Annotated in this window: 21 protein-coding genes and 1 riboswitch; of the genes, 15 read left to right on the top strand and 6 right to left on the bottom strand. The window is 70.8% G+C overall.

Annotated elements, in window-relative coordinates; genetic code table 11:
- The first annotated feature begins 187 nt into the window (after positions 1–187).
- From ACF08F_RS22920 to ACF08F_RS22875, 10 genes are all read left to right on the top strand, one after another.
- The gene (locus ACF08F_RS22920; protein ID WP_024756906.1) at positions 188–796 is read left to right on the top strand and encodes a CDP-alcohol phosphatidyltransferase family protein; all 609 of its coding nucleotides are present in this window, start codon (positions 188–190) and stop codon (positions 794–796) included.
- A gap of 116 nt (positions 797–912) precedes the next feature.
- Positions 913–3,408, top strand: coding sequence for a sugar phosphate nucleotidyltransferase (locus ACF08F_RS22915; protein WP_392300381.1), 2,496 nt, complete (start codon positions 913–915; stop codon positions 3,406–3,408).
- Between the two features lie 101 nt (positions 3,409–3,509).
- Positions 3,510–4,439: a DUF881 domain-containing protein gene (locus ACF08F_RS22910; RefSeq protein ID WP_392300380.1), complete on the top strand. Its 930-nt coding sequence runs from the start codon at positions 3,510–3,512 to the stop codon at positions 4,437–4,439.
- Complete coding sequence (locus tag ACF08F_RS22905; protein WP_015032176.1) at positions 4,436–4,768, top strand: small basic family protein; 333 nt, start codon at positions 4,436–4,438, stop codon at positions 4,766–4,768. Before ACF08F_RS22910 ends, ACF08F_RS22905 begins: the two co-directional genes overlap by 4 nt.
- 29 nt (positions 4,769–4,797) lie before the next feature.
- Positions 4,798–5,838 (top strand): DUF881 domain-containing protein, encoded by a 1,041-nt coding sequence (locus ACF08F_RS22900; protein ID WP_392300379.1) that lies wholly within the window; start codon positions 4,798–4,800, stop codon positions 5,836–5,838.
- Positions 5,839–5,919: 81 nt separating this feature from the next.
- Complete coding sequence (locus ACF08F_RS22895; protein ID WP_392300394.1) at positions 5,920–6,861, top strand: FHA domain-containing protein; 942 nt, start codon at positions 5,920–5,922, stop codon at positions 6,859–6,861.
- Positions 6,862–6,890: 29 nt separating this feature from the next.
- Complete coding sequence (locus tag ACF08F_RS22890) at positions 6,891–7,634, top strand: MerR family transcriptional regulator (RefSeq protein WP_392300378.1); 744 nt, start codon at positions 6,891–6,893, stop codon at positions 7,632–7,634.
- A 53-nt stretch (positions 7,635–7,687) separates the two neighbouring features.
- The gene (locus ACF08F_RS22885) at positions 7,688–8,161 is read left to right on the top strand and encodes a bifunctional nuclease family protein (protein WP_015032172.1); all 474 of its coding nucleotides are present in this window, start codon (positions 7,688–7,690) and stop codon (positions 8,159–8,161) included.
- Between the two features lie 226 nt (positions 8,162–8,387).
- Positions 8,388–9,005 carry a MerR family transcriptional regulator gene (locus ACF08F_RS22880; protein ID WP_392300377.1) on the top strand — a complete coding sequence of 206 codons (618 nt, stop codon included), beginning with the start codon at positions 8,388–8,390 and terminating at the stop codon, positions 9,003–9,005.
- A 164-nt stretch (positions 9,006–9,169) separates the two neighbouring features.
- Positions 9,170–10,561, top strand: a complete 1,392-nt coding sequence (locus ACF08F_RS22875; RefSeq protein WP_392300376.1) for a DNA polymerase IV — start codon at positions 9,170–9,172, stop codon at positions 10,559–10,561.
- 323 nt (positions 10,562–10,884) lie between these two features.
- On the opposite strand, the gene ACF08F_RS22870 is transcribed toward ACF08F_RS22875, so the two are convergent.
- Positions 10,885–11,259, bottom strand: coding sequence for a PRC-barrel domain-containing protein (locus ACF08F_RS22870; protein WP_392300375.1), 375 nt, complete (start codon positions 11,257–11,259; stop codon positions 10,885–10,887).
- A gap of 113 nt (positions 11,260–11,372) precedes the next feature.
- Positions 11,373–11,472, top strand: a riboswitch (glycine riboswitch).
- Between the two features lie 177 nt (positions 11,473–11,649).
- Between ACF08F_RS22870 and gcvP the strand changes: the two genes are divergently transcribed.
- A complete protein-coding gene (gene gcvP, locus ACF08F_RS22865) occupies positions 11,650–14,535 on the top strand; it encodes an aminomethyl-transferring glycine dehydrogenase (protein ID WP_392300374.1) in 2,886 nt (961 codons plus the stop codon).
- Between the two features lie 100 nt (positions 14,536–14,635).
- On the opposite strand, the gene ACF08F_RS22860 is transcribed toward gcvP, so the two are convergent.
- Together ACF08F_RS22860 and ACF08F_RS22855 are read right to left on the bottom strand one after the other, a co-directional pair.
- Positions 14,636–14,842 carry a DUF5999 family protein gene (locus tag ACF08F_RS22860; RefSeq protein ID WP_390486625.1) on the bottom strand — a complete coding sequence of 69 codons (207 nt, stop codon included), beginning with the start codon at positions 14,840–14,842 and terminating at the stop codon, positions 14,636–14,638.
- Positions 14,843–15,177: 335 nt separating this feature from the next.
- Positions 15,178–15,768 (bottom strand): hypothetical protein, encoded by a 591-nt coding sequence (locus ACF08F_RS22855; protein WP_392300373.1) that lies wholly within the window; start codon positions 15,766–15,768, stop codon positions 15,178–15,180.
- Positions 15,769–16,257: 489 nt separating this feature from the next.
- Here ACF08F_RS22855 and ACF08F_RS22850 point away from each other — a divergent pair, with 489 nt between their 5' ends.
- Positions 16,258–17,757 (top strand): glutamate--cysteine ligase, encoded by a 1,500-nt coding sequence (locus ACF08F_RS22850; protein ID WP_392300372.1) that lies wholly within the window; start codon positions 16,258–16,260, stop codon positions 17,755–17,757.
- A gap of 168 nt (positions 17,758–17,925) precedes the next feature.
- Positions 17,926–18,708: a CPBP family intramembrane glutamic endopeptidase gene (locus ACF08F_RS22845; RefSeq protein WP_392300371.1), complete on the top strand. Its 783-nt coding sequence runs from the start codon at positions 17,926–17,928 to the stop codon at positions 18,706–18,708.
- 74 nt (positions 18,709–18,782) lie between these two features.
- Here ACF08F_RS22845 and ACF08F_RS22840 read toward each other — a convergent pair whose 3' ends face one another.
- Positions 18,783–19,592 (bottom strand): PhzF family phenazine biosynthesis protein, encoded by an 810-nt coding sequence (locus tag ACF08F_RS22840; protein ID WP_392300370.1) that lies wholly within the window; start codon positions 19,590–19,592, stop codon positions 18,783–18,785.
- 192 nt (positions 19,593–19,784) lie between these two features.
- Between ACF08F_RS22840 and ACF08F_RS22835 the strand changes: the two genes are divergently transcribed.
- Positions 19,785–20,138: a hypothetical protein gene (locus tag ACF08F_RS22835; protein ID WP_392300369.1), complete on the top strand. Its 354-nt coding sequence runs from the start codon at positions 19,785–19,787 to the stop codon at positions 20,136–20,138.
- Here ACF08F_RS22835 and ACF08F_RS22830 read toward each other — a convergent pair.
- Complete coding sequence (locus ACF08F_RS22830; protein WP_392300368.1) at positions 20,127–20,684, bottom strand: GNAT family N-acetyltransferase; 558 nt, start codon at positions 20,682–20,684, stop codon at positions 20,127–20,129. The two genes, ACF08F_RS22835 and ACF08F_RS22830, sit on opposite strands and share 12 nt — an antisense overlap.
- Positions 20,685–20,894: 210 nt before the next feature.
- On the opposite strand from ACF08F_RS22830, the gene ACF08F_RS22825 reads away from it, so the two are divergent.
- Positions 20,895–21,512 (top strand): PadR family transcriptional regulator, encoded by a 618-nt coding sequence (locus ACF08F_RS22825; protein ID WP_392300367.1) that lies wholly within the window; start codon positions 20,895–20,897, stop codon positions 21,510–21,512.
- Positions 21,513–21,578: 66 nt separating this feature from the next.
- On the opposite strand, the gene ACF08F_RS22820 is transcribed toward ACF08F_RS22825, so the two are convergent.
- On the bottom strand, positions 21,579–22,007 hold the full coding sequence (locus tag ACF08F_RS22820; RefSeq protein ID WP_392300366.1) for an SRPBCC family protein: 429 nt from the start codon (positions 22,005–22,007) through the stop codon (positions 21,579–21,581).
- Positions 22,008–22,036: the final 29 nt, after the last annotated feature.

Raw genomic sequence — 22,036 nt, 5'->3', positions numbered from 1 at the left:
TGCAGGGGGGACCCTGTGGGAGAGTAGGACGCCGCCGAACAATTTTTAGCCTCAACCCCCGGATTTATTCCGGGGGTTGAGGCATTTTTGCGTTCGGCCGGCAGTCGGGACCCTGTGCACGGGCGCGTCCTGGCTGCGGGTAGGGTCAGGGGGCAACGTCGGCATCGTCCCAGCAGGAGGCCCCCGGGTGGAGGTCCAGGAGACTCGCGTTCAGACCGACCGGGTCCTCACCATCCCCAACATTCTCAGCATGGCGCGTCTTCTCGGCGTGCCGCTGTTTCTGTGGCTCATTCTCCGTCCGGAGTTCGGCGGCCCCAACAGTGACGGCTGGGCTCTGCTCGTCCTGATGCTCAGCGGCGTCAGCGACTATCTCGACGGCAAGCTCGCCCGGCGGTGGAACCAGATCAGCAACCTCGGCCGGCTGCTCGACCCGGCCGCCGACCGGTTGTACATCCTGTCCACACTCGTGGGGCTCACCTGGCGCGAGATCCTGCCGCTCTGGCTGACCGCCGCTCTGCTGGCGCGCGAGGCGATGCTGCTGGTCATGGTGGGAATCCTCCGCCGGCACGGCTACCCGCCGCCGCAGGTGAACTTCCTCGGGAAAGCTGCGACATTCAACTTGATGTACGCCTTCCCGCTGCTGCTTCTCAGTGACGGAACGGGCTGGCTCTCGTCACTCGCTGAAGTTTTCGGGTGGGCCTTCGCCGGATGGGGTACAACTCTGTATTGGTGGGCAGGGATCCTCTACGTGGTCCAGGTCCGTCGACTCGTGAAGGCGGATACCGCGGCCGATTGAGCCCGTCCGTCCCGTGCCGAGCAACGTCGCCGGCAGGATCGAGGACGCCGAAGGGCCACCGAGCGGACAGGTGAAGTCGGCAGGACCGTCGTCTCTTCAAGGAGGACGCTTCCGACATGAAGGCCGTCGTGATGGCCGGTGGCGAAGGAACCCGACTTCGCCCCATGACCTCGAGCATGCCCAAGCCTCTTCTGCCGGTGGCAAACCGGCCGATCATGGAGCACGTCCTACGACTGCTCAAGAGGCACGGTCTCAACGAGACCGTCGTCACCGTGCAGTTTCTCGCCTCCCTCGTCCGAAACTATTTCGGCGACGGCGAAGAGCTCGGGATGGAGCTCACGTACGCCAACGAGGAGAAGCCGCTCGGCACAGCGGGCAGTGTGAAGAATGCCGAAGAAGCGTTGAAGGACGACGCTTTTCTCGTCATCTCGGGGGACGCGCTCACAGATTTCGATCTGACCGATCTCATCGCCTTCCACAAGGAGAAGGGCGCCCTCGTCACTGTCTGCCTCACCCGGGTCCCGAATCCGCTGGAATTCGGGATCACCATCGTGGACGAAGAGGGAAAGGTCGAACGTTTCCTGGAGAAGCCGACCTGGGGACAGGTTTTCTCGGACACCGTGAACACGGGTATCTACGTGATGGAGCCCGAGGTCTTCGACTACGTCGCGGCCGATGTCTCGGTGGACTGGTCGGGTGACGTCTTCCCTCAGCTCATGAAGGAGGGCAAGCCGATCTACGGCTATGTCGCCGAGGGCTACTGGGAGGACGTCGGCACTCACGAGAGCTATGTGAAGGCCCAGGCCGATGTCCTCGAAGGCAAGGTCCAGGTCGACATCGACGGCTTCGAGATCTCACCCGGAGTCTGGGTCTCCGAAGGCGCCGAGGTCCATCCGGACGCCGTGCTTCGAGGGCCGCTCTACATCGGGGACTACGCCAAGGTCGAGGCCGGGGCGGAGATCCGCGAGCACACCGTCGTCGGTTCGAACGTGGTCGTCAAGAGCGGGGCCTTCCTGCACAAGGCCGTCGTGCACGACAACGTCTACATCGGGCAGCAGAGCAATCTGCGCGGCTGTGTCATCGGCAAGAACACCGACATCATGCGGGCCGCCCGGATCGAGGACGGCGCCGTGATCGGGGACGAGTGCCTCGTCGGTGAAGAATCGATCGTGCAGGGGAACGTCCGGGTCTATCCCTTCAAGACGATCGAGGCCGGTGCCTTCGTCAACACCTCGGTCATCTGGGAGTCCCGGGGGCAGGCGCACCTCTTCGGGGCGCGCGGGGTGTCCGGCATCCTCAACGTGGAGATCACCCCGGAGCTGGCCGTACGGCTCGCCGGCGCCTATGCGACGACGCTCAAGAAGGGGGCGACCGTCACCACGGCCCGTGACCACTCCCGTGGTGCCAGGGCGCTGAAGCGGGCGGTGATCTCGGCGCTGCAGGCCAGTGCCATCGACGTACGGGACCTGGAGAACGTACCGCTGCCCGTTGCCCGGCAGCAGACCGCGCGCGGCAGTGCCGGCGGGATCATGGTCCGGACCTCGCCGGGGGTGCCGGACTCCGTGGACATCATGTTCTTCGACGAGCGCGGGGCGGATCTCTCGCAGGCCGGGCAGAGGAAGCTGGACCGGGTGTTCGCGCGGCAGGAGTACCGGCGGGCCTTCCCCGGTGAGATCGGCGATCTGTCCTTCCCGGCGAGCGTCTTCGACTCGTACACCGGGTCGCTGCTGCGGAACGTCGACACCACCGGGATCGCCGAGGCCGGGCTCAAGGTCGTCGTGGACGCCTCCAACGGCAGTGCCGGCCTCGTCCTGCCGAGCCTTCTGGGCCGGCTTCAGGTGGACTCGCTGACGATCAACCCCGGGCTCGACGAGTCGCGGCCAACCGAGTCGGCCGAGAGCCGGCGGGCCGGGCTCGTGCGGCTGGGAGAGATCGTCGCGTCGGCGCGGGCGGCGTTCGGCGTGCGGTTCGACCCCGTGGGCGAGCGGCTCTCGCTCGTCGACGAGCGGGGGCGGATCATCGAGGACGACCGCGCGCTGCTGGTGATGCTGGACCTGGTGGCGGCCGAGCGGCGTTCGGGACGGGTCGCGCTGCCCGTGACGACCACGAGGATCGCCGAGCAGGTCGCCGCCTACCACGGCACGCAGGTGGAGTGGACGACGACCTCGCCCGACGACCTCACGAGGGTCGGCCGGGAGGAGTCGACGATCTTCGGCGGTGACGGGCGCGGCGGGTTCATCGTGCCCGAGTTCAGCAGCGTCTTCGACGGTGCCGCCGCCTTCGTGCGGCTCATCGGTCTCGTCGCGCGGACCCAGCTCACGCTGAGCCAGATCGACGCGCGGATTCCGCGGGCCCACGTCCTGAAGAAGGACATCGCGACCCCGTGGGCCGTGAAGGGGCTGGTCATGCGGCGGGTGGTGGAGGCGGCCGGCAGCCGGTCCGTCGACACCACCGACGGTGTGCGGGTGGTCGAGGCCGACGGGCGCTGGGTGATGGTGCTGCCCGACCCTGCGGAGGCCGTCACCCATCTGTGGGCGGAAGGCCCCGACGACGCCTCCGCGCAGGCGCTGCTCGACGAGTGGACCGTGGTGGTGGAGAGCGCGGGTCGCTGACGGAACGGACCACCAGGCCGGGGGGCGCCCGTGGGGGCGCCTCCCGGCTCTTTACGGGGGCCATTCGGTGGTAGGCCGTGCGACGTGCGACGATGTGCGGCATGTCGCAGCAGCCCCCCGTTCGGAGCACCGGATCACCGCCGCCGCGCCCGGACGCGTCGATGTCGCTGCTGAACAACGTGATCGACCACGCGCTCGACGACGGCTACGCGGAGGCCACGGCCCGGCGCGAGGCCGAGGGCGGCGGTCTGCCCCGTAACCTGCGGGCCAAGCTCGGTGTCGCCGCGGGCCTCCTGCTCGCCGCCGCCGTGGTGACTGTGGGGGCCGCCGAGGCGCGGATCTCGGCGCCGGTGGTGGCCAAGGAGCGGCAGGAGCTGATCGACCGGATCGAGGGGGAGACCTCGGCCGCCGACCGGCTGGAGCGTGACGTCGAGCAGATCCGGACCGAGGTCGGGCAGCGGCAGCGGCAGGCGCTGGAGCAGCACGGCGGGGACCAGGCCGAGCTCGTCGCCCTGCTCTCGGGCGCGACCCCGGTGCACGGCCCCGGGGTGAAGCTGGTCGTCGACGACGCCAAGGGCACCGACACCGGGGGCGGGGGGCCGCGCGAGAGCAGCGGGTTCTCCGACACGGGCCGCGTCCGCGACCGGGACATGCAGCGGGTGGTCAACGGTCTGTGGGAGTCCGGTGCCGAGGCCGTCTCGATCAACGGCCAGCGGCTGACGTCGCTCTCCGCGATCAGGGCCGCCGGTGACGCCATACTGGTCGACAACAAGCCGCTGGTGCCGCCGTACACCGTCCTCGCGATCGGGGACGGACAACGGCTGAGCACAGCGTTCCAGGACAGCGCCGACGGGCAGTACCTGCACGCGCTCGTGGAGAACTTCGGGATCAGGAGCAGCATCTCGGCCGAGGGCGACGTACGCCTGCCGGCCGCGCCGAGCCTGACCGTACGTACAGCAGAGCCGAGGGGGGCCGGGGCGGCGACGCCGTCCGGTCGGGCCACGGCCGACACAGGGAAGGGCACATCGTGATCGCCGTACTGGGCCTGATCGTCGGAGTCGTGGTCGGACTGTTGGTCCGGCCCGAGGTGCCGGCGGTGGTCGAGCCCTATCTTCCGATCGCCGTGGTCGCCGCCCTGGACGCGGTCTTCGGCGGCCTGCGGGCCATGCTCGACGGGATCTTCGTCGACAAGGTCTTCGTGGTGTCGTTCCTCTCGAACGTGGTCGTGGCCGCGCTGATCGTCTTCCTCGGCGACAAGCTGGGCGTGGGCGCGCAGCTATCGACCGGTGTGGTCGTCGTGCTCGGCATCCGGATCTTCTCCAACGCGGCCGCCATCCGGCGCCACGTGTTCCGGGCGTGAGGCCGATGAGCGACGACCAGGACCCTCAGATGTCCGAGAACCCCGACGAGTCCCGGAGCCCGCGGGATCCGGAGACTCCGCAGGGCTCGAAGAGCTCGGAGCCCTCGGATTCCTCGGAGCGTTCGGAACGCTCGGATTCCACGGATTCCCCGGAGGGGGCGCGGGGAGCGCAGAGCCCCGTCGAGCCGCAGGGTTCGCCGGAGCCCGAACGGTCGCGTCCGGCCGAGGCACCCTCCGCGCAGCCCCGTGAGCCGCAGGTCCCGCAGCTTCCGCAGGAGGGCACGGGCGCGGAGCACGGCGACGAGGCCGCGGACGTGTCCGCCCCACCTGCCGCTCCCGCAGGCGCCCAACCGAGCGGGCGGCGCAGGCTCGCCGACGCCCTGTGGCCGCCGCGGGTCACCCGGGCCCAACTCATCGTCGCGCTGCTGCTGTTCGTCCTCGGTCTGGGCCTGGCCATCCAGGTCTCCTCGACCAGCGAGAACAGCGCGCTGCGCGGCGCGCGGCAGGAGGACCTGGTGCGGATCCTCGACGAGCTCGACGACCGCACGCAGCGCCTGGAGGACGAGAAGGCGCGCCTGGAGAAGCAGCGCACCGAGCTGGAGTCCAGCTCGGACCAGGCCGAGGAGGCCCGCAAGCAGACCCAGGAGAAGGAGCAGCAGCTCGGGATCCTGGCCGGCACGGTCGCCGCCGAGGGGCCGGGGATCACCCTGACCGTCGGCGATCCGACCGGGGCCGTCGAGTCCGACATGCTGCTCGACGCCATCCAGGAGCTGCGCGCCGCGGGCGCCGAGGCGATCCAGGTCAACGGCGTGCGGGTGGTCGCGGACACCTATTTCACCGGTAGCGGTGATGACATGCGGATCGATGGAACGAAGGTGGCCGCTCCGTACGTCTTCAAGGTCATCGGCAAGCCGGAGGATCTCGAGCCCGCGCTCAACATCCCCGGCGGTGTCGTGCAGACCCTGGAGAAGGAGCAGGCCACAGCCACGGTGGAGCGGTCGGCGAAGATCGTCGTCGATGCCTTGCGACCCGCGAAGCGGCCTGACTACGCTCAGTCGTCCTCGCAGTGAGACGGGGGACGAGGGGGTCCCGCGACAAGGGCAAGACGTTGCGGGGGGTCGGCGCACCACAACGGTGGTGCGTGGTGGAAACTGTCCGGAGGATACGGACGTTGTGAAGGTGTCCGGGTCGGCAGGTGTGAGGGATTTCGGTTCGTCCTGCCCCACGGGCGGGTCTGTTTCGGTCAAGGGGAATCGCCCGTGAAGTTGTTTGCGAAGTTGTTCGGCAAGAGCGCACGCGAGGACGGCGGCAACGCCAGGCACCGCGCGCCGCGCCATGCCCAGAGCGAGGAGCAGGGCGGCGAGCGCCCGCTCTTCCGTGATGAGGTCGACGGTCAGGGCGGTGACATTTCGGGCGCGCCGGGCGCGTCTTCTGTTGACCCCGCCGGGGCCGGACGCATAGGTTTCGGGGAACCATCAACCTCAAGTACGGGTGGAGGGTTCACCCCCGACCCGTATGCGACACAGACCTCCGCGGGGATGCCGCGGCAGGAGGATGCGTCCATGCCGGTGTGTACGAGGTGCGGTCACCGCAACGCGGCCGACAGCCGCTTCTGCTCCCACTGCGGTACGCCGCTGCGGGGCGGGGTCCCCGCCGAGCGTGCGTCCGAGACGACGTCGACGATCTCCATCTCGGGGCTCGAGGCGTACGACGCGGAGGTCACCGGCCAGACCGCGCTCCCGTCGCTCTCCCCTGAGGCGCTCGCCGCCGTGGAGGCCCTGCCTCTCGGTTCCGCGCTCCTCGTGGTGCGCCGGGGGCCGAACTCCGGCAGCCGGTTCCTGCTCGACGGAGAGCTCACGACGGCCGGCCGTCACCCGCAGAGCGACATCTTCCTGGACGACTTCACCGTCTCCCGGCGCCATGTCGAGTTCCGGCGGGCGCAGGACGGCAGCTTCACCGTCGCCGATGTCGGCAGCCTCAACGGCACGTACGTCAACCGTGAGCCGATCGACTCGGTCGTGCTGTCCAACGGCGACGAGGTGCAGATCGGCAAGTACCGGCTGGTCTTCTATTCGAGCCAGCGGGGCGTGTGACGCCTCGGAGAAGCCTTCAGGGAAGGTCCATGCTGCGAACACCGACGGGCGGTGCCGGATCCGGCACCGCCACCGAGGGCGACCGGCTGGTGAGCATCGGCACGGTGCTGAACCAGCTGCGCGACGAATTTCCCGAAGTGACGATCTCCAAGATCCGGTTCCTGGAGGCCGAGGGGCTCGTGGAGCCCCGGCGGACGGCGTCCGGGTACCGGAAGTTCAGCCCGCAGGACGTGGAGCGGCTCGCTCAGATCCTGCGGATGCAGCGGGACCACTATCTTCCGCTGAAGGTCATCCGTGAGCATCTCGACGCTCTCGCCCGGGGCGAGCAGGTCAGCCTCCCGGCGCCCGGGCGCCGGGGAGAGCTGCTCGACGGCCCCTGGGAGCAGGACGGGGAGCGGCCCACCGCCGCGCGCATCGGCCGGGCCGAGCTGCTCGCCGCCGCGGAGGTCACCGAGGCCGAGCTGACCGAGTGGGAGTCGTTCGGTCTCCTCGCCGAGGTGCGGGGCGGCGGCTACGACGCGGAGGCCGTCACCGTCGCCAGACTTGTCGCGGATCTGGGGAGATTCGGTCTCGAACCTCGGCACCTGCGGGGCGTGAAGGCGGCCGCCGACCGCGAGGCCGGACTGCTGGAACAGATGGTCGCGCCGCTGCGCCGGCACCGTAATCCGCAGACCAGAGCACATGCGGAGGCCACCGCGAAGGAGCTCGCCGAGCTCTCCGTGCGGCTTCACGCGGCCTTCGTGCAGGCGGCTCTGGGCATCCGGCTCCCGTGATCTTGGACGGGCCCGACTATCCAAACCGGTCGGGCACGTCCTAGGGTTGCTGTGTGAACGAGCTCGACGTTGTGGGTGTCCGGGTGGAAATGCCCTCCAACCAGCCGATCGTGCTCCTGCGGGAAGTGGGAGGCGATCGGTACCTCCCCATCTGGATCGGACCGGGTGAGGCGACCGCGATCGCCTTCGCCCAGCAGGGGATGGCCCCTCCGCGGCCGCTGACGCACGACCTGTTCAAGGACGTGCTGGAGGCCGTGGGGCAGGAGCTCACCGAGGTCCGCATCACGGATCTGCGTGACGGGGTCTTCTACGCCGAGCTGGTCTTCGCCAGCGGCGTCGAGGTGAGCGCCCGGCCGTCCGACGCGATAGCACTCGCCCTGCGCACCGGAACGCCGATCTACGGCAGTGACGGGGTGCTGGACGACGCCGGTATCGCGATTCCGGACGAGCAGGAGGACGAGGTGGAGAAGTTCCGCGAGTTTCTCGACCAGATCTCACCGGAGGACTTCGGGACCAACAGTCAGTGAGACGTGCGGCCGGAGAGGCCGCTTGCGGGGCCGGTCGTACGGGCCGGCCCAGAAGGCCGTTCGCGGGATGCCGTCAGAGCATTCGAGTAGCCTTTCCCCGGGGAGAGACACGGCAAACCACTCTCAGGGTGATTATCACTCGGCGTGCCGAGTGTGGCGATCGTTGACGCACCCCGAGTGACTGCCTACCTTCGTGTGGGCAGGTCAAGGACGGAGGGTCGGCGTGATGAGCAGCGCGGACGGTACGGCAGGGAGCTCGCTCGGACGCGTGTCCGGGGAGTCCGGTCCGTATCCGCTTCACGGCAGTGTGGGCGACTTCGGGGCGGACGCGAGTACGGGCCCGGCGGGTGACACGATCGGTTACCGCGGCCCCACGGCCTGCGCGGCCGCCGGCATCACGTATCGCCAACTGGACTACTGGGCCCGCACCGGGCTCGTCGAGCCGAGCGTGCGGCCCGCGTACGGATCGGGGACGCAGCGGCTCTACAGCTTCCGCGACGTCGTCGTGCTGAAGATCGTCAAGCGTTTCCTCGACACCGGGGTGGCCCTGCAGAACATCCGGGCGGCGGTGCAGCACCTGCGCGCCCGGGGCTTCCGCGACCTGGAGCGTATGACGCTCATGAGCGACGGCGCCACGGTCTACGAGTGCTCCTCGCCCGACGAGGTCGTCGACCTCCTCCAGGGCGGCCAGGGGGTCTTCGGGATCGCCGTCGGTGTCGTCTGGCGTGACGTCGAGGCGGCGCTCTCGCAGCTGCACGGGGAGCGGGTCGACACGGGCGAGACGCTCGTCGGCCACAATCCGGGGGACGAGCTGGCCAGGCGCCGGCGGGACCGGGCTGTCTGAGGCCGCTCACTCCCGGGGGAGCGGTACAGGCGTGAGGTCGTACCGGCTGCACCGGTCTGTGGCTCGGGTGAAGGTCTGTCGCGGGGGCTGAGGGTGCTCGGGATTCCGTTGTTCGTCGAGTCGTCGGCGGCCCGTTGTCAGTGGCATGGGGCAGCATCGGAAGTGTGAGAGCCGCGCCGACGATCCTGCATCTCGACATGGATGCGTTCTTCGCCGCCGCCGAGCAGGCGGCGAAGCCCAGCCTGCGCGGAAAACCCGTGGTCGTCGGCGGCCTCGGGCCGCGCGGGGTCGTCGCCACCGCCTCGTACGAGGCGCGCCGCTTCGGGGTCCACTCGGCCATGCCGATGGGCCAGGCGCGGCGGCTCGCGCCCAACGCCGCGTATCTCGTGCCGCGCTTCGCCTTCTACCGGTCGATCAGCGAGCAGGTCATGGAGCTGCTCGGCCGCCTCTCGCCGCTCGTGGAGCCGCTCAGCCTCGACGAGGCCTTCGTCGACCTGGAGGCCGGGGGCCTCGCCGACGACAGCGCGGGCGCGCGGGCCGTCGGGCAGCGGCTGCGGGCCGACATCCTGGCGACCACCGGGCTCACGGGATCGGTGGGGCTCGCCGGTTCCAAGATGATCGCGAAGATCGCCTCCGAGGAGGCCAAGCCGGACGGGCTCGTCCTCATCGAGCCGGGCACGGAGCGGGAGCTCCTCGGGCCGCGGTCCGTGCGGATCCTGCCCGGGGTCGGGCCGGCGACCGGGGAGCACCTGCGGCGTGCCGGGATGACCACCGTCTCCGACCTGGCCGAGGCCGGCGAGGACGAGCTCGTACGGCTCCTTGGACGGGCGCACGGGGCCTCGCTGTACCGGATGGCCCAGGGGTACGACGATCGGGCCGTGGTGGCCGAGCGGGACGCCAAGTCGGTGTCGGTCGAGGACACCTTCGACGTCGACCTGCACGACCGGGTGCGGATCCGGACCGAGGTGGAGCGGCTCGCCGACCGGTGCGTGGCGCGGCTGCGGGCCTCGGGGCACTCGGGGCGGACCATCGTCCTCAAGGTGCGGCGGTACGACTTCTCGACGCTGACCCGGTCCGAGACGCTGCGGGGGCCCACGGACGACCCGGTCGTCGTGCGGGAGGCCGCCGGGCGGCTCCTGGAGGCGGTCGACACGACCGGGGGCGTCCGGCTGCTCGGGGTCGGCGTCAGCGGGCTCGCGGACTACACGCAGGAGGACCTCTTCGCCCAGGCGGAGGAGGAGCGGGCGGCGATGGCCGGGGTGGCGGCGGCGGAGCCCGTGGCGGGCGCCGACGGCGCCGGTTCCGGGGTCCCGGACGCGCCCGAGGCCGGTGGGGGCGTCGCCGCCGAGCGGCGGTGGGCGCCGGGGCACGACGTACGGCACGCGGTGCACGGGGCGGGGTGGGTGCAGGGGAGCGGGGTCGGGCGGGTCACGGTGCGGTTCGAGGACCCGTGGTCGGCGCCCGGGCGCGTACGGACGTTCTCCGTGGACGATCCGGAGCTGGAGCCTTCGGAGCCGCTGCCCTTGGTGCGGGGGGAGTGCCGGGCGGGGGCGTGAGGGCGGGGGCGGGGCGCCGGTGCGGGTGCCTGTGCGGTGTGCCGGAGCGGGTGGTGGAGGTGCGCCCGGCCTTGCGGCCGGGCCGGGGATCCCACCCGCACCACCCGTGCAGGAAGGCGGGCAGAGGTGCCGGTCTTCCTGTGGGGGTTTCGCGCCATTGGCGGCTGCGGGCGCGATGGGGCCTGTGGGTGCGACGGCCCGCCTGTACGGGTGCGTGGGCAGAGGTGCGGAACCTGCCCGCGGGGGTTTCGGGCCGTTGCCGGGGGTGGGCGTATGCGGCTTGTCGGGCCGGTCTTCCGGCGGAGGATCGGCTCTGTGGGGGTTCAGGGGCCCTCTTGGCCTGCCAGGCGGCCGAAGTCGGTGTCCTGGGGGGTTTGGGGGGCCGGGGGGAGCGTGAGGCTGTAGTGGCGGTAGAGCTGGAGTTCCTGCTCGGGGGAGAGGTGGCGGCCCACGCCGAAGTCCGGGGCGTCCTTGATCAGCGCGCGTTCGAAGGGGATGTGAAGGCCGTCTTCGAGCAGGTCGCTCGGTTCCAGGGGGACGAAGGCGTCCCGGCTGAACAGACCCGTGCGGACCGCCGCCCACTCCGGGACGCCGGTCGCGTCGTCCAGGTACACCTCGTCCACGGTTCCGATCTTGTTTCCGTTCCGGTCGAACGCCTTGCGGCCGATCAGGCTGCGCGGATCGATGTCGGTCTGCACGGTCCCTCCAACTGGTCGCAACTGCTCTGCACCTCTACCAAAGTGCACAAGTGGGATGTCGGCCACTTGAGCGACACCAGCCGCAACCGCGCTGGTAGGCTGGCTGTGGCTGTCGACCCTGTGCGGGAGAGTCCCCCGGAGAAACCTTTCGGAGGGCGCCGAAGGAGCAAATCCTCCCCGGAATCTCTCAGGCCCCTGTACCGCGCGGACGAGGTCACTCTGGAAAGCAGAGCGGTGTCCGACGGCATGCGCTCTCACCGACGGTGAAAGCCGGTGTGCCGCGAGGCGTGCCGGTGAAACTCTCAGGTTGAGATGACAGAGGGGGAGGCCGTCCGGGTACCCGCGCCGTGGTGCCCCTCGCAGGTCGTGACGACCAGGAGGCCTCCGTACATGACCGCCAACCGCATTCCGCTCTCCGAGCTCGAGCAGGGCATCCCGTTCGAGCAGCGGCACATCGGGCCCGACGCCGAGGCGCGGGCCAAGATGCTCGCCCAGGTCGGTTACGGCTCGCTCGACGAGCTCACGGCCGCCGCGGTGCCGGACGTGATCAAGAACGCCGAGGCGCTGGGCCTGCCGGCCGCGCGCACCGAGGCCGAGGTGCTGGCCGAGCTCCGCACCCTCGCGGACCGCAACCAGGTCCTCGCCCCGATGATCGGCCTCGGCTACTACGGCACGTTCACCCCGCCGGTGATCCTCCGCAACGTCATGGAGAACCCGGCCTGGTACACCGCCTACACCCCGTACCAGCCGGAGATCTCCCAGGGCCGTCTGGAGGCCCTGCTGAACTTCCAGACCATGGTCGCCGACCTGACCGGTCTGCCGACCTCCGGTGCCTCCCTGCTCGACGAGGGCACCGCCGCCGCCGAGGCCATGGCCCTCGCCCGGCGCGTCGGCAAGGTCAAGAACGGTGTCTTCCTCATCGACGCCGACGCCCTGCCGCAGACGATCGCCGTCATCGAGACGCGTGCCGAGCCGACCGGTGTCGAGGTCGTCGTCGCCGACCTGAGCGACGGCATTCCGGCCGAGGTCGCCGAGCGCGGCGTCTTCGGTGTGCTCCTCCAGTACCCGGGCGCCTCCGGTGCCGTCCGCGACATCAAGCCGCTGATCGACGCCGCCCACGAGCTCGGCGCCATCGTCACCGTCGCCGCCGACCTGCTCGCGCTCACGCTGCTCACCTCGCCCGGTGAGCTCGGGGCCGACATCGCCGTCGGTACGACGCAGCGCTTCGGTGTCCCCATGGGCTTCGGCGGTCCGCACGCCGGCTACATGGCCGTCCAGGACAAGCACGCCCGCTCCCTGCCCGGCCGCCTCGTGGGTGTCTCCGTCGACGCCGACGGCAACCGCGCGTACCGCCTGGCGCTCCAGACCCGCGAGCAGCACATCCGCCGCGAGAAGGCCACCAGCAACATCTGCACCGCCCAGGTGCTGCTCGCCGTGATGGCCGGCATGTACGCCGTCTACCACGGCCCGGAGGGCCTGAAGGGCATCGCGCTCCGCACCCACCGCTACGCCACGATCCTCGCCGCGGGCCTCACCGCCGGCGGTGTCGACGTCGTGCACGGCTCGTACTTCGACACCCTGACCGTCCGGGTGCCCGGCAAGGCCGACGAGGTCGTCGCCGCCGCCCGCGAGGCCGGCGTGAACCTCTACCGCGTCGACGCCGACCTCGTCTCGATCTCCTGTGACGAGACCACCGGCCGCGAGCAGCTCGCCGCCGTCTGGGCCGCCTTCGGTGTCGAGGGCGACATCGCGGCCCTCGACGCCGCCGCCGAGGACACGCTGCCCAGCGGACTGCTGCGCTCCGACGCCTACCTGACCCACCCGGTCTTCCACGCGCACCGCTCCGAGACGTCGATGCTGCGCTACCTGCGCAAGCTCGCCGACCGCGACTACGCGCTCGACCGCGGCATGATCCCGCTCGGCTCCTGCACGATGAAGCTGAACGCGACGACCGAGATGGAGCCGGTGACCTGGCCCGAGTTCGGCCAGATCCACCCCTTCGCCCCGGTCGACCAGGCGCAGGGCTACGTCACGCTCATCACCGAGCTGGAGGAGCGCCTCGCCGAGGTCACCGGCTACGACAAGGTGTCGATCCAGCCCAACGCCGGTTCGCAGGGCGAGCTGGCCGGTCTGCTGGCCGTCCGCGCCTACCACCGCGCCAACGGCGACCTCCAGCGCACCGTCTGCCTCATCCCGTCCTCCGCGCACGGCACCAACGCCGCCTCCGCCGTGATGGCCGGCATGAAGGTCGTCGTCGTCAAGACCGCCGACGACGGAGAGGTCGACGTCGCGGACCTGCGTGCCAAGATCGAGCAGTACCGCGACGAGCTGTCCGTGCTGATGATCACCTACCCGTCCACGCACGGCGTCTTCGAGGAGCACGTCGCCGACATCTGCGCCGAGGTCCACGAGGCCGGCGGTCAGGTGTACGTCGACGGCGCCAACCTCAACGCGCTGGTCGGTCTGGCCAAGCCGGGCAAGTTCGGCGGCGACGTCTCGCACCTGAACCTGCACAAGACCTTCTGCATCCCGCACGGCGGCGGCGGCCCGGGCGTCGGCCCGGTCGGCGTCCGCGCGCACCTCGCGCCGTACCTGCCGAACCACCCGCTGCAGCCGACGGCCGGCCCGGAGACGGGCGTCGGCCCGATCTCGGCCGCCCCGTGGGGCTCCGCCGGCATCCTGCCGATCTCCTGGTCGTACGTCCGCCTCATGGGCGGCGAGGGCCTCAAGCGCGCCACGCAGGTCGCCGTCCTCGCGGCGAACTACATCGCCAAGCGCCTGGAGCCGCACTTCCCGGTCCTCTACACCGGTCCGGCCGGTCTGGTCGCCCACGAGTGCATCGTGGACCTGCGTCCGATCTCGAAGGAGACGGGCGTCTCGGTCGACGACATCGCCAAGCGCCTGATCGACTACGGCTTCCACGCGCCGACGATGTCCTTCCCGGTGGCCGGCACGCTGATGATCGAGCCCACCGAGTCCGAGGACCTCACCGAGCTCGACCGCTTCTGCGACACGATGATCGCGATCCGTGCCGAGATCGACAAGGTCGGCTCGGGCGAGTGGCCCGCGGACGACAACCCGCTGCACAACGCCCCGCACACCGCGGCCGCGCTGGGCGGCGAGTGGAACCACGCCTACACCCGTGACGAGGCGGTCTTCCCGGCCGGTGTCTCGGCCGCCGACAAGTACTGGCCGCCGGTCCGCCGCATCGACGGCGCCTTCGGCGACCGGAACCTGGTCTGCTCCTGCCCGCCGATGGACGAGTACGACCACTGAGCATGACCCGCTGAGCGCGCGTCGAGGGCCGGTTCGGAGGATCTTCCTCCGGGCCGGCCCTCGGCATTTCTCCCTCGTACGGTGTCGTCCGCTCCCGTGCTCAGGCGGCGGTCGTCACCTGTCCGGCCGTCAGCGGCCGGTGCGGGGCGATGATCTGCCCGTCCGGCAGCAGTTCACCGGTGTCCTCGAAGAGCAGGACGCCGTTGCACAGCAGGCTCCAGCCCTGTTCCGGATGGTGCGCCGTCAGGCGGGCCGCCTCCCGGTCGTTGGAGTCGGCGGTGGGACAGGCAGGCTGGTGCTGGCACATGGGTGGGTTCTTTCGCTGCGTCGTGGTGGATGTCCTGCGGCTCTTCGCGCTCATCGCCGCCCCCGTCGGTCGGTTCGGTTCTCCGGTCCCAGTCTTGCTCCACGGACGGTCTTCCGCAGGTATTTCGCGGCAGCTCGTCCTCTCCGGGGAAGACGCATCACCCGCAGGGGCGGTTCAGGTCAAGTGCACCGTCTCTTCGGGTGGTTCGGGGTGGCCCGAGCGGGCTAGTCCGTACGGGCGGGGCGTTCGGGAAGGCCGTTCGGGCCGACTCCTCGGACAGCAGTGCGCCCCGTGACCCGGGCGGGTCACGGGGCGGGGGCCCGGTGCGGGGTGGATCAGGCGGGCGCCGGCGAGCCGAGGAGAGGCGGCGGCGCGAGACGCGTACTGAGGACGGGCAGGAGGTCGGACACCTGGTACGGCCGGTGGGCCGCGATCCCCGGCGGCGCCGGGGCCAGGGGAACCAGGAGGTCGGCCGCGGCCGGGGCGTCGGTCGTGGCGTCCGCCTCCGGTTCGGCGTGCAGCCAGAGCGTCAGCATGTAGAGCTCGGGCACGGAGAGCAGCCGGGGCTGGTACGGGGTGGGCAGCGCCTCGGCCTGGAGCAGGGCCCGTTCCGTCGCGGTGACGTACGGCCCCTCGAAGAAGTGCGAGAACGTCCAGCCGTCCGGGGTGAGCATGGTGTCCGCGGCGGCGATCGTCCGTTCCCCGTTCCGGATCAGGAACCGCCACCCGGTGAGCCGGGTGCGGGGCGACCGTCCTGGTGCTCCCGTGACGCCGAGGACGTGTACGGGCAGCGGGAGTTCGGGGCTCAGTGGTCCCTGCGCGGCCCGCAGGGCGGGCGTTCGGGCCTCGCGGACGGCGGTCGGTGAGCCGAGGGCCGTGAGGACACTGCGGAGGGCCGGCGCAGGGGCCGGAGAGGGTCGGAGCATGGTGGGTCGCCTCTCACTCAGGAGACACGGTGATGCGTGGGCAGGTACGACGGCGCTGTCAGCGGCGCGGCCAGAGAGGGGCCATGGGGTCATGGGTCCATGACCGGGCACCAACACTCTGCCTCGTCCGCGGAGTTTATACGACACGTGTTCACAGAGTGTTTCCGCTAGACGGCGCCGATATTCCTGGCAAGGCCTCATCAGGCCTTATTTCATGGGCTGTTCAAGCGGAATCATCACGGCCGCGCGATGCTCACCTGCGGAGTCCTCGCGGGGTCGGACGGCTGAATTCTGATCCCCTGTCAAGGGACAATAGGACATTGGTATATGTCGACCGTGCCATGCCGTCGGTAAGTGCCCGTGGGGAGCTCCTTCCAGCCTATCCTCCGACGGCATCGATCCGCAGGCGTTGTCGATCAGAGAGGTGGGCATCATGGTCCGTGACGCGCGGCCGTCGCCGCGGCCGCCCACCATGGGAGGGACGGCTCGATGGGGGAGAAGGTCGACGCGGACGGCTTTGGACCGGCCGATCGGCAGCAGTACCGGAGAAAGCTCCAGCAGTGTCTCGCGGGGCTCGCGAGGCTGCTGGCGGAGAAGAGGTTCGACCGGCCCCGCAATCTCATGGGCCTGGAGATCGAACTCAATCTCGCCGGGCCCGACGGGCTGCCCAGGATGCTCAACGCGCCCGTTCTGGAAAGGATCGCGAGCTCCGATTTCCAGACGGAACTCGGATTGTTCAACCTGGAAGTGAACATCGCTCCGCACCGGCTGGGCGGCAGGGTATTCGACCGGCTCGCCGAGGAGATCGGGACCGGGCTGGGATATGCCGACCGCAAGGCCGGGGAACTCGACGCGGGCGTCGTCATGATCGGCATACTGCCCACCCTCGCCCAGAGCGACCTGGTCTTCGAGAACCTGTCGGCCGCCGACCGCTACACGCTCCTCAACAACCAGATCCTGGCCGCCAGAGGGGAGGACTTCACCCTCGACATCCACGGGGTGGAGCGCCTCCAGTGCACCTCGGAGTCGATCGTCCCGGAGGCCGCCTGCACCTCCGTCCAGCTCCATCTGCAGGTCACCCCGGCCCGGTTCGCCGCCGTCTGGAACGCCGCGCAGGCGGTGTCGGGTGTCCAGATCGCCCTCGGCGCCAACGCGCCCTTCGTCTTCGGCCGCGAGGTGTGGCGGGAGTCCCGGCCGCCCCTCTTCACACAGGCCACCGACACGCGGCCGCCCGAGCTGCAGTCCCAGGGCGTCCGGCCGCGGACCTGGTTCGGGGAGCGGTGGGTGGACTCGGTGTACGACCTCTTCGAGGAGAACCTCCGCTACTTCCCCGCCCTCCTCCCCATCTGCGACGAGGAGGACCCGCTGCTCGTCCTCGACGAGGGAGGCGTGCCCAAGCTCCAGGAGCTCGTCCTCCACAACGGGACGGTCTACCGCTGGAACCGGCCCGTGTACGGCTGGGTCGACGGGGTCCCGCACCTGCGCGTGGAGAACCGGGTCCTGCCCGCCGGGCCGACCGTGACCGACGTGATCGCGAACGCGGCCTTCTACTACGGGCTCGTCCGCTCGCTCGCCGACGAACCGCGGCCGGTCTGGAAGCGGATGGCCTTCGAGGACGCGGAGGCCAACTTCGACACGGCCTGCCGCCACGGCATCGACGCGGAGCTGCGCTGGCCCCGGGCGGGCCGCACGGGCGGTGTCGCGACCCTGCCGGCGGTACGGCTCGTCCTCGACGAGCTGCTGCCGCTCGCCGCGGCCGGTCTGGACGCCTGGCACATCGAGCCGGCGGACCGGGACTTCTACCTCGGAGTGATCGAGCAGCGCTGTCTGCGGAAGGTGAACGGGGCGTCGTGGCAGGCCGACACCTTCCACCAGGCGCTGGACTCGGGGCTCGACCGGGAGGCGGCGCTGGCGGCGACCACCCGCCGGTACCGGACGCTGATGCACGAGGGCGAGCCCGTCCACACCTGGCCCGTGGGGATCGGCTGACGTCCCGACGCCCTGGATCGCGCGGGGGTCCGGGGCGGGATCCCCGGGCATGGGTGATCATGTCAAGGTAGTCGGGGCGGGCCGGGGGAGACCACGGGCGCCGGGGCCGCCGGAACGGCATGAACCCGCGACGGGGAAGTGGAGACAGGTGTGGTGTCGGAGCACGACGTGAGGGACGCTTCCCTGCCCCCCGGAGGACTGCCGCGGAAGCTGCTGCGCTCCGAGACCCTCATCGTGCTCGCGCTCTCGCTCGGCGCGAGCGCGCTGTCGTCCCTCATCAGCTTCATCGGCTCGCTGACCCGGCCCGGTTCGCTGAAGGAGCAGGCGGCGACGCTCAACGGCTCGTACGCGCCCGGGCGGCCGTGGCTCGACCTGTCCTGGCAGCTCTTCGGCATCGCCTCGGCGCTCGTGCCGGTCGTCCTCGTCGCCCATCTGCTGCTGCGGGAGGGCGCCGGGCTCCGGGCCATCGGCTTCGACCGGACCCGGCCCTGGCCGGACCTGGGGCGAGGGGCGCTGGTCGCGGCCGGGATCGGGAGCGCGGGTCTCGCCTTCTACCTGGCGGCGCGGGCGTCCGGGTTCAACCTGACGGTGGTGCCGGAGTCGCTGCCGGAGGTGTGGTGGAAGTACCCCGTCCTGATCCTCTCGGCGATCCAGAACTCCGTCCTGGAGGAGGTCGTCGTCGTCGGCTACCTGCTGCGCAGACTCGGGCAGCTGGGGTGGACCCCGATGGCGGCGCTCGTCGCGAGTTCGGTGCTGCGCGGTTCGTACCACCTCTACCAGGGGATCGGCGGCTTCATCGGCAACGTCGTGATGGGCGTCGTCTTCGTCCTGCTGTACCGGCGCTGGGGGCGGGTCGGGCCGCTGGTCGTGGCGCACGCGCTGCTCGACATCGTGGCCTTCGTCGGGTACGGGCTGCTGGCGGGCAAGGTGGGCTGGCTGCCCACCGGGTGAGGTGAGCTCGGGGAAGAGGTGAGGGGCGTGCGGCTCTGCCGTACGCCCCTCACCTCTTTGCCGTCGTCCCTGCGTCAGGCGTGGAGGTCGCCCTCGATGACCGTCACCGCGTGGCCGGTCAGCAGGGTGCGCTCGCCGCGCAGCCGGGTGCGGACGAGGCCGGTGCGGGCGCCGCCCTGGAAGCCGGTGAGCTCGTCGCGGCCGAGGCGGGCCGACCAGTAGGGGGCGAGCGCGGTGTGGGCGCTGCCGGTCACCGGGTCCTCGTCGATGCCGACGGTGGGAAAGAAGCCGCGGGAGACGAAGTCGTAGCCGCGACCGGGGTCCTCCGCCGCGGCGGTGGCGATGACGCCGCGCGAGGAGAGGACCTTGAGGGCGGCGAAGTCCGGGGTGAGCGAGCGGACGGTGACCTCGTCGCGCAGTTCGACCACGAGGTCGCCGATGTGGGAGGCCGTGTCGTGGACGGCGACGACCTCGGCTCCGAGCGCCTTCTCCAGGCCGTCGGGGACGGCGACCGGGGTGAGGGAGGAGGTCGGGAAGTCCATGGTGATCGTGCCGTCCGCCGCGGCGGTGGCGCCGAGGACGCCGGACCGGGTGGCGAAGCGGACGGTGCCGCTCGCCGTGCCCGTGGTGTGCAGGACGTGGGCCGTGGCGAGGGTCGCGTGGCCGCACATGTCGACCTCGGTGGTCGGGGTGAACCAGCGCAGGGCCCAGTCCGCCTCGCCGCCGGCGGGGAGGGGGTGGGCGAAGGCCGTCTCGGAGAGGTTGACCTCGGCCGCGACCTTCTGGAGCCAGGCGTCCTCGGGGAAGGTGTCGAGGAGCAGCACTCCGGCCGGGTTTCCGGAGAAGGGCCGGTCGGTGAAGGCGTCGACGATTCGGATCCGCATGCCGCCGACCGTACAAGGTGCGCGAACACGCGGACCAAGGCCAATCGCGGAGAACTGGACCGGGCCGTGCGCGCGTCCCCCGAGTGGGTCCCGGGAACGGGCTGCCCGGCAGCGGGGCCCGGAAGACGGGTGGCCCGGAACGGGCCACGGGAGAAACGTGGTCGGGGACGTCGGCGGACTCGGGGGGCTGTGATGATGTTCGGGTACTCGGACGAGTGGTGGGCGCTGTTCTTCGTTCCGGTGGTGCTGTGGGTGCCGTTCGGACCGTTCGTGATGGGCGGGATGGGGGTGTGGTGCGCGTTCCGGCCGGGCCTGCGGGCGCGGCTGTGGTCCGTACTGCTGCCGCTGCTTCCGGTGACGGTCTCGGCGATCGCCATGGTCATGCCGTTGGACCAGCCGAAGCGCACCGACGACCTCGTGGGCTACGTCCTGGTGTACGTCCTCGGCATCACGGTGCTGCCGTGGGTGCTGGGGTGGGGGATCACGCGGGTGGTGCGGGCGGTACGAGCGGCCCGGGCGCGGCGGCGGGCCGGGTCACAGGGGTGACAGGACCATGAGGACCTCGTCGCGGTCGTCGCCGGGGGCCAGCCGGAGGGCGTTCGGCCAGCGGCCGGCCTCCCGCCAGCCGAGGCGGCCGTAGAACTCCTCCAGGCCCTCGCCGCCGCGTGCCGCGAGCCGCAGCTGCTCCAGCCCCATCTCGTCGCGGGCGATCACCCGGGCCTGCCCCACCAGGCCTGCCCCGATGCCCCGTCCCCGTACCCCGAGGCGGGTCTGGACGTGGTGGAGCGTCCCCCAGTGGGAGACGAGGGGATGCGGGTCACGGCGGAGGTGGAGCCAGCCCGCGAGGGCCCCGTCGAGGGTCGCGACGACGATGCGGCCGGTCGCGGGGGTGAGGGCCGTGACGATGCGGTCGACGGCGGCGGCGACCTCGCTGGGATCGACCGGCGGGAAGGGGAAGCCGGCGGCGCCGCCCGCGTCGCTGACCTCGGTCCAGCACTCGGCGAGTGCCTGGAGGAGTGCCTCGCTCGCCGTGTCGGGGGAGTCGAGCTGGCTGTAGAGCGGGGTGTTCTCGCTGGTCGTGGTCGCCGTCATGGCCGTGATCATGGCAGGTGCGCGGGTCCGGGGTGCGCCCGTCGGCCCGCTGAGCGCCGGCCGGACGCGGCGGAATCCGCCTTGCTTCTTCCTCCCGCTCTGCCTTCGTCGCCTGGTCTTCGTTCGGCTCTTGCTCGACGAACGGTTCCGATATATCGTTGGCGTATCGCGACAGTTCGACGATGGAAACCCGATGGAAGGAGCGTTGCGATGCGTTCACATGGACACGAGTACGGAAACGGACACGGAGCCGGTCGTGGGGCCTGCGGCCCCGGACCTCGTGGGGACTTCGACGGGCGGCGGTCCGCGTTCGGGCCCTTCGGGCCCGGCTTCGGCGGTGGCGGCGGACCCTTCGGGGGCGGCCGCGGTCGCGGTGGCGGCCGGGGGAGGGCGCGGCGCGGTGACGTGCGCGCGTCGATCCTGGCGCTGCTGAAGGACCGCCCCATGCACGGTTACGAGATGATCCGCGAGATCGGCGAGCGCAGTGACGGGGCCTGGAAGCCCAGCCCCGGCTCGGTCTACCCCACCCTCCAGATGCTGGAGGACGAGGGGCTGATCACCAGCGCGAGCGAGGGCGGCAAGAAGCTGTTCACGCTCACCGACGCCGGGCGCGCCGAGGCCGAGGAAGGGCCGGACGCCCCCTGGGAGGAGGCCGGGCGCGGTGTCGACTGGGATGCCGTGAACGAGATCCGGCAGGCCGGCTTCGGTCTGATGGAGGCGTTCGGGCAGGTCTGGAAGACCGGCAGCGCCGAGCAGCGGCAGAAGGCCGTCGGCGTGATCAACGAAGCCCGCAAGAAGCTGTACCTCATCCTCGCCGACGAGGACTGAGCGGAAGCAGAGGGACAGCGTGCGAGGAGCCCCGCGGTCTACGCGGGGCTCCTCGCCTGCGTCCGCTCAGGCCACCAGGCCCGCGATCTTGCGGAGCGACTCCGTCAGCGCGGCCGTCGCCGAGTCCTTGAGCTTGCCCGCCATCAGGGAGACCGCCGCGCCCGTGAACTCGCCGTCGATCCTCACCGTCGTTGCGTCCCCGTCCGCCGCGAGCGAGTAGCGCGTCGCGACGATCACGCCCATCGGGCCCTTGCCTCGGATGGCGAGTGCGCGGTCGGTCTCCAGCTCCTCGACCGTCCAGAGCACCTCGGCGGGGAAGCCCATCAGCTTCATGTTCTCGGTGAAGGTGGCACCCGTCTCCAGGGTCTCCGGGCCGCCGCTCGGGAAGCTGGTGTGCATCGCGTTCCACTCGCCGTACGAGGGGAAGTCCGTCAGGAGTGCCCAGACCTTCCCGGCCGGCGCCTCGATCCGTGCCTCCGCGCTGACTTCGGCCATGCGACCACCCCTTCAGGCGTGCCTACTGG

The sequence above is a fragment of the Streptomyces sp. NPDC015130 genome (assembly GCF_043080005.1).
GTDB lineage: Bacteria > Actinomycetota > Actinomycetes > Streptomycetales > Streptomycetaceae > Streptomyces.
Note: the sequence above shows the minus strand (reverse complement) of the source record. Positions and strands in the feature narration are given on the sequence as shown.

Bases quoted from the DNA above. Each gene is read 5' to 3' on its own strand.
- ACF08F_RS22890 (WP_392300378.1), top strand. From the start codon at position 6,891: ATGCTGCGAACACCGACGGGCGGTGCCGGATCCGGCACCGCCACCGAG.
- ACF08F_RS22830 (WP_392300368.1), bottom strand. From the start codon at position 20,684: ATGACGGCGACCACGACCAGCGAGAACACCCCGCTCTACAGCCAGCTC.
- ACF08F_RS22840 (WP_392300370.1), bottom strand. From the start codon at position 19,592: ATGCGGATCCGAATCGTCGACGCCTTCACCGACCGGCCCTTCTCCGGA.
- ACF08F_RS22825 (WP_392300367.1), top strand. From the start codon at position 20,895: ATGCGTTCACATGGACACGAGTACGGAAACGGACACGGAGCCGGTCGT.
- ACF08F_RS22855 (WP_392300373.1), bottom strand. From the start codon at position 15,768: ATGCTCCGACCCTCTCCGGCCCCTGCGCCGGCCCTCCGCAGTGTCCTC.
- ACF08F_RS22850 (WP_392300372.1), top strand. From the start codon at position 16,258: ATGGGGGAGAAGGTCGACGCGGACGGCTTTGGACCGGCCGATCGGCAG.
- ACF08F_RS22915 (WP_392300381.1), top strand. From the start codon at position 913: ATGAAGGCCGTCGTGATGGCCGGTGGCGAAGGAACCCGACTTCGCCCC.
- ACF08F_RS22910 (WP_392300380.1), top strand. From the start codon at position 3,510: ATGTCGCAGCAGCCCCCCGTTCGGAGCACCGGATCACCGCCGCCGCGC.
- ACF08F_RS22900 (WP_392300379.1), top strand. From the start codon at position 4,798: ATGTCCGAGAACCCCGACGAGTCCCGGAGCCCGCGGGATCCGGAGACT.
- gcvP (WP_392300374.1), top strand. From the start codon at position 11,650: ATGACCGCCAACCGCATTCCGCTCTCCGAGCTCGAGCAGGGCATCCCG.
- ACF08F_RS22860 (WP_390486625.1), bottom strand. From the start codon at position 14,842: ATGTGCCAGCACCAGCCTGCCTGTCCCACCGCCGACTCCAACGACCGG.
- ACF08F_RS22820 (WP_392300366.1), bottom strand. From the start codon at position 22,007: ATGGCCGAAGTCAGCGCGGAGGCACGGATCGAGGCGCCGGCCGGGAAG.
- ACF08F_RS22880 (WP_392300377.1), top strand. From the start codon at position 8,388: ATGAGCAGCGCGGACGGTACGGCAGGGAGCTCGCTCGGACGCGTGTCC.
- ACF08F_RS22835 (WP_392300369.1), top strand. From the start codon at position 19,785: ATGATGTTCGGGTACTCGGACGAGTGGTGGGCGCTGTTCTTCGTTCCG.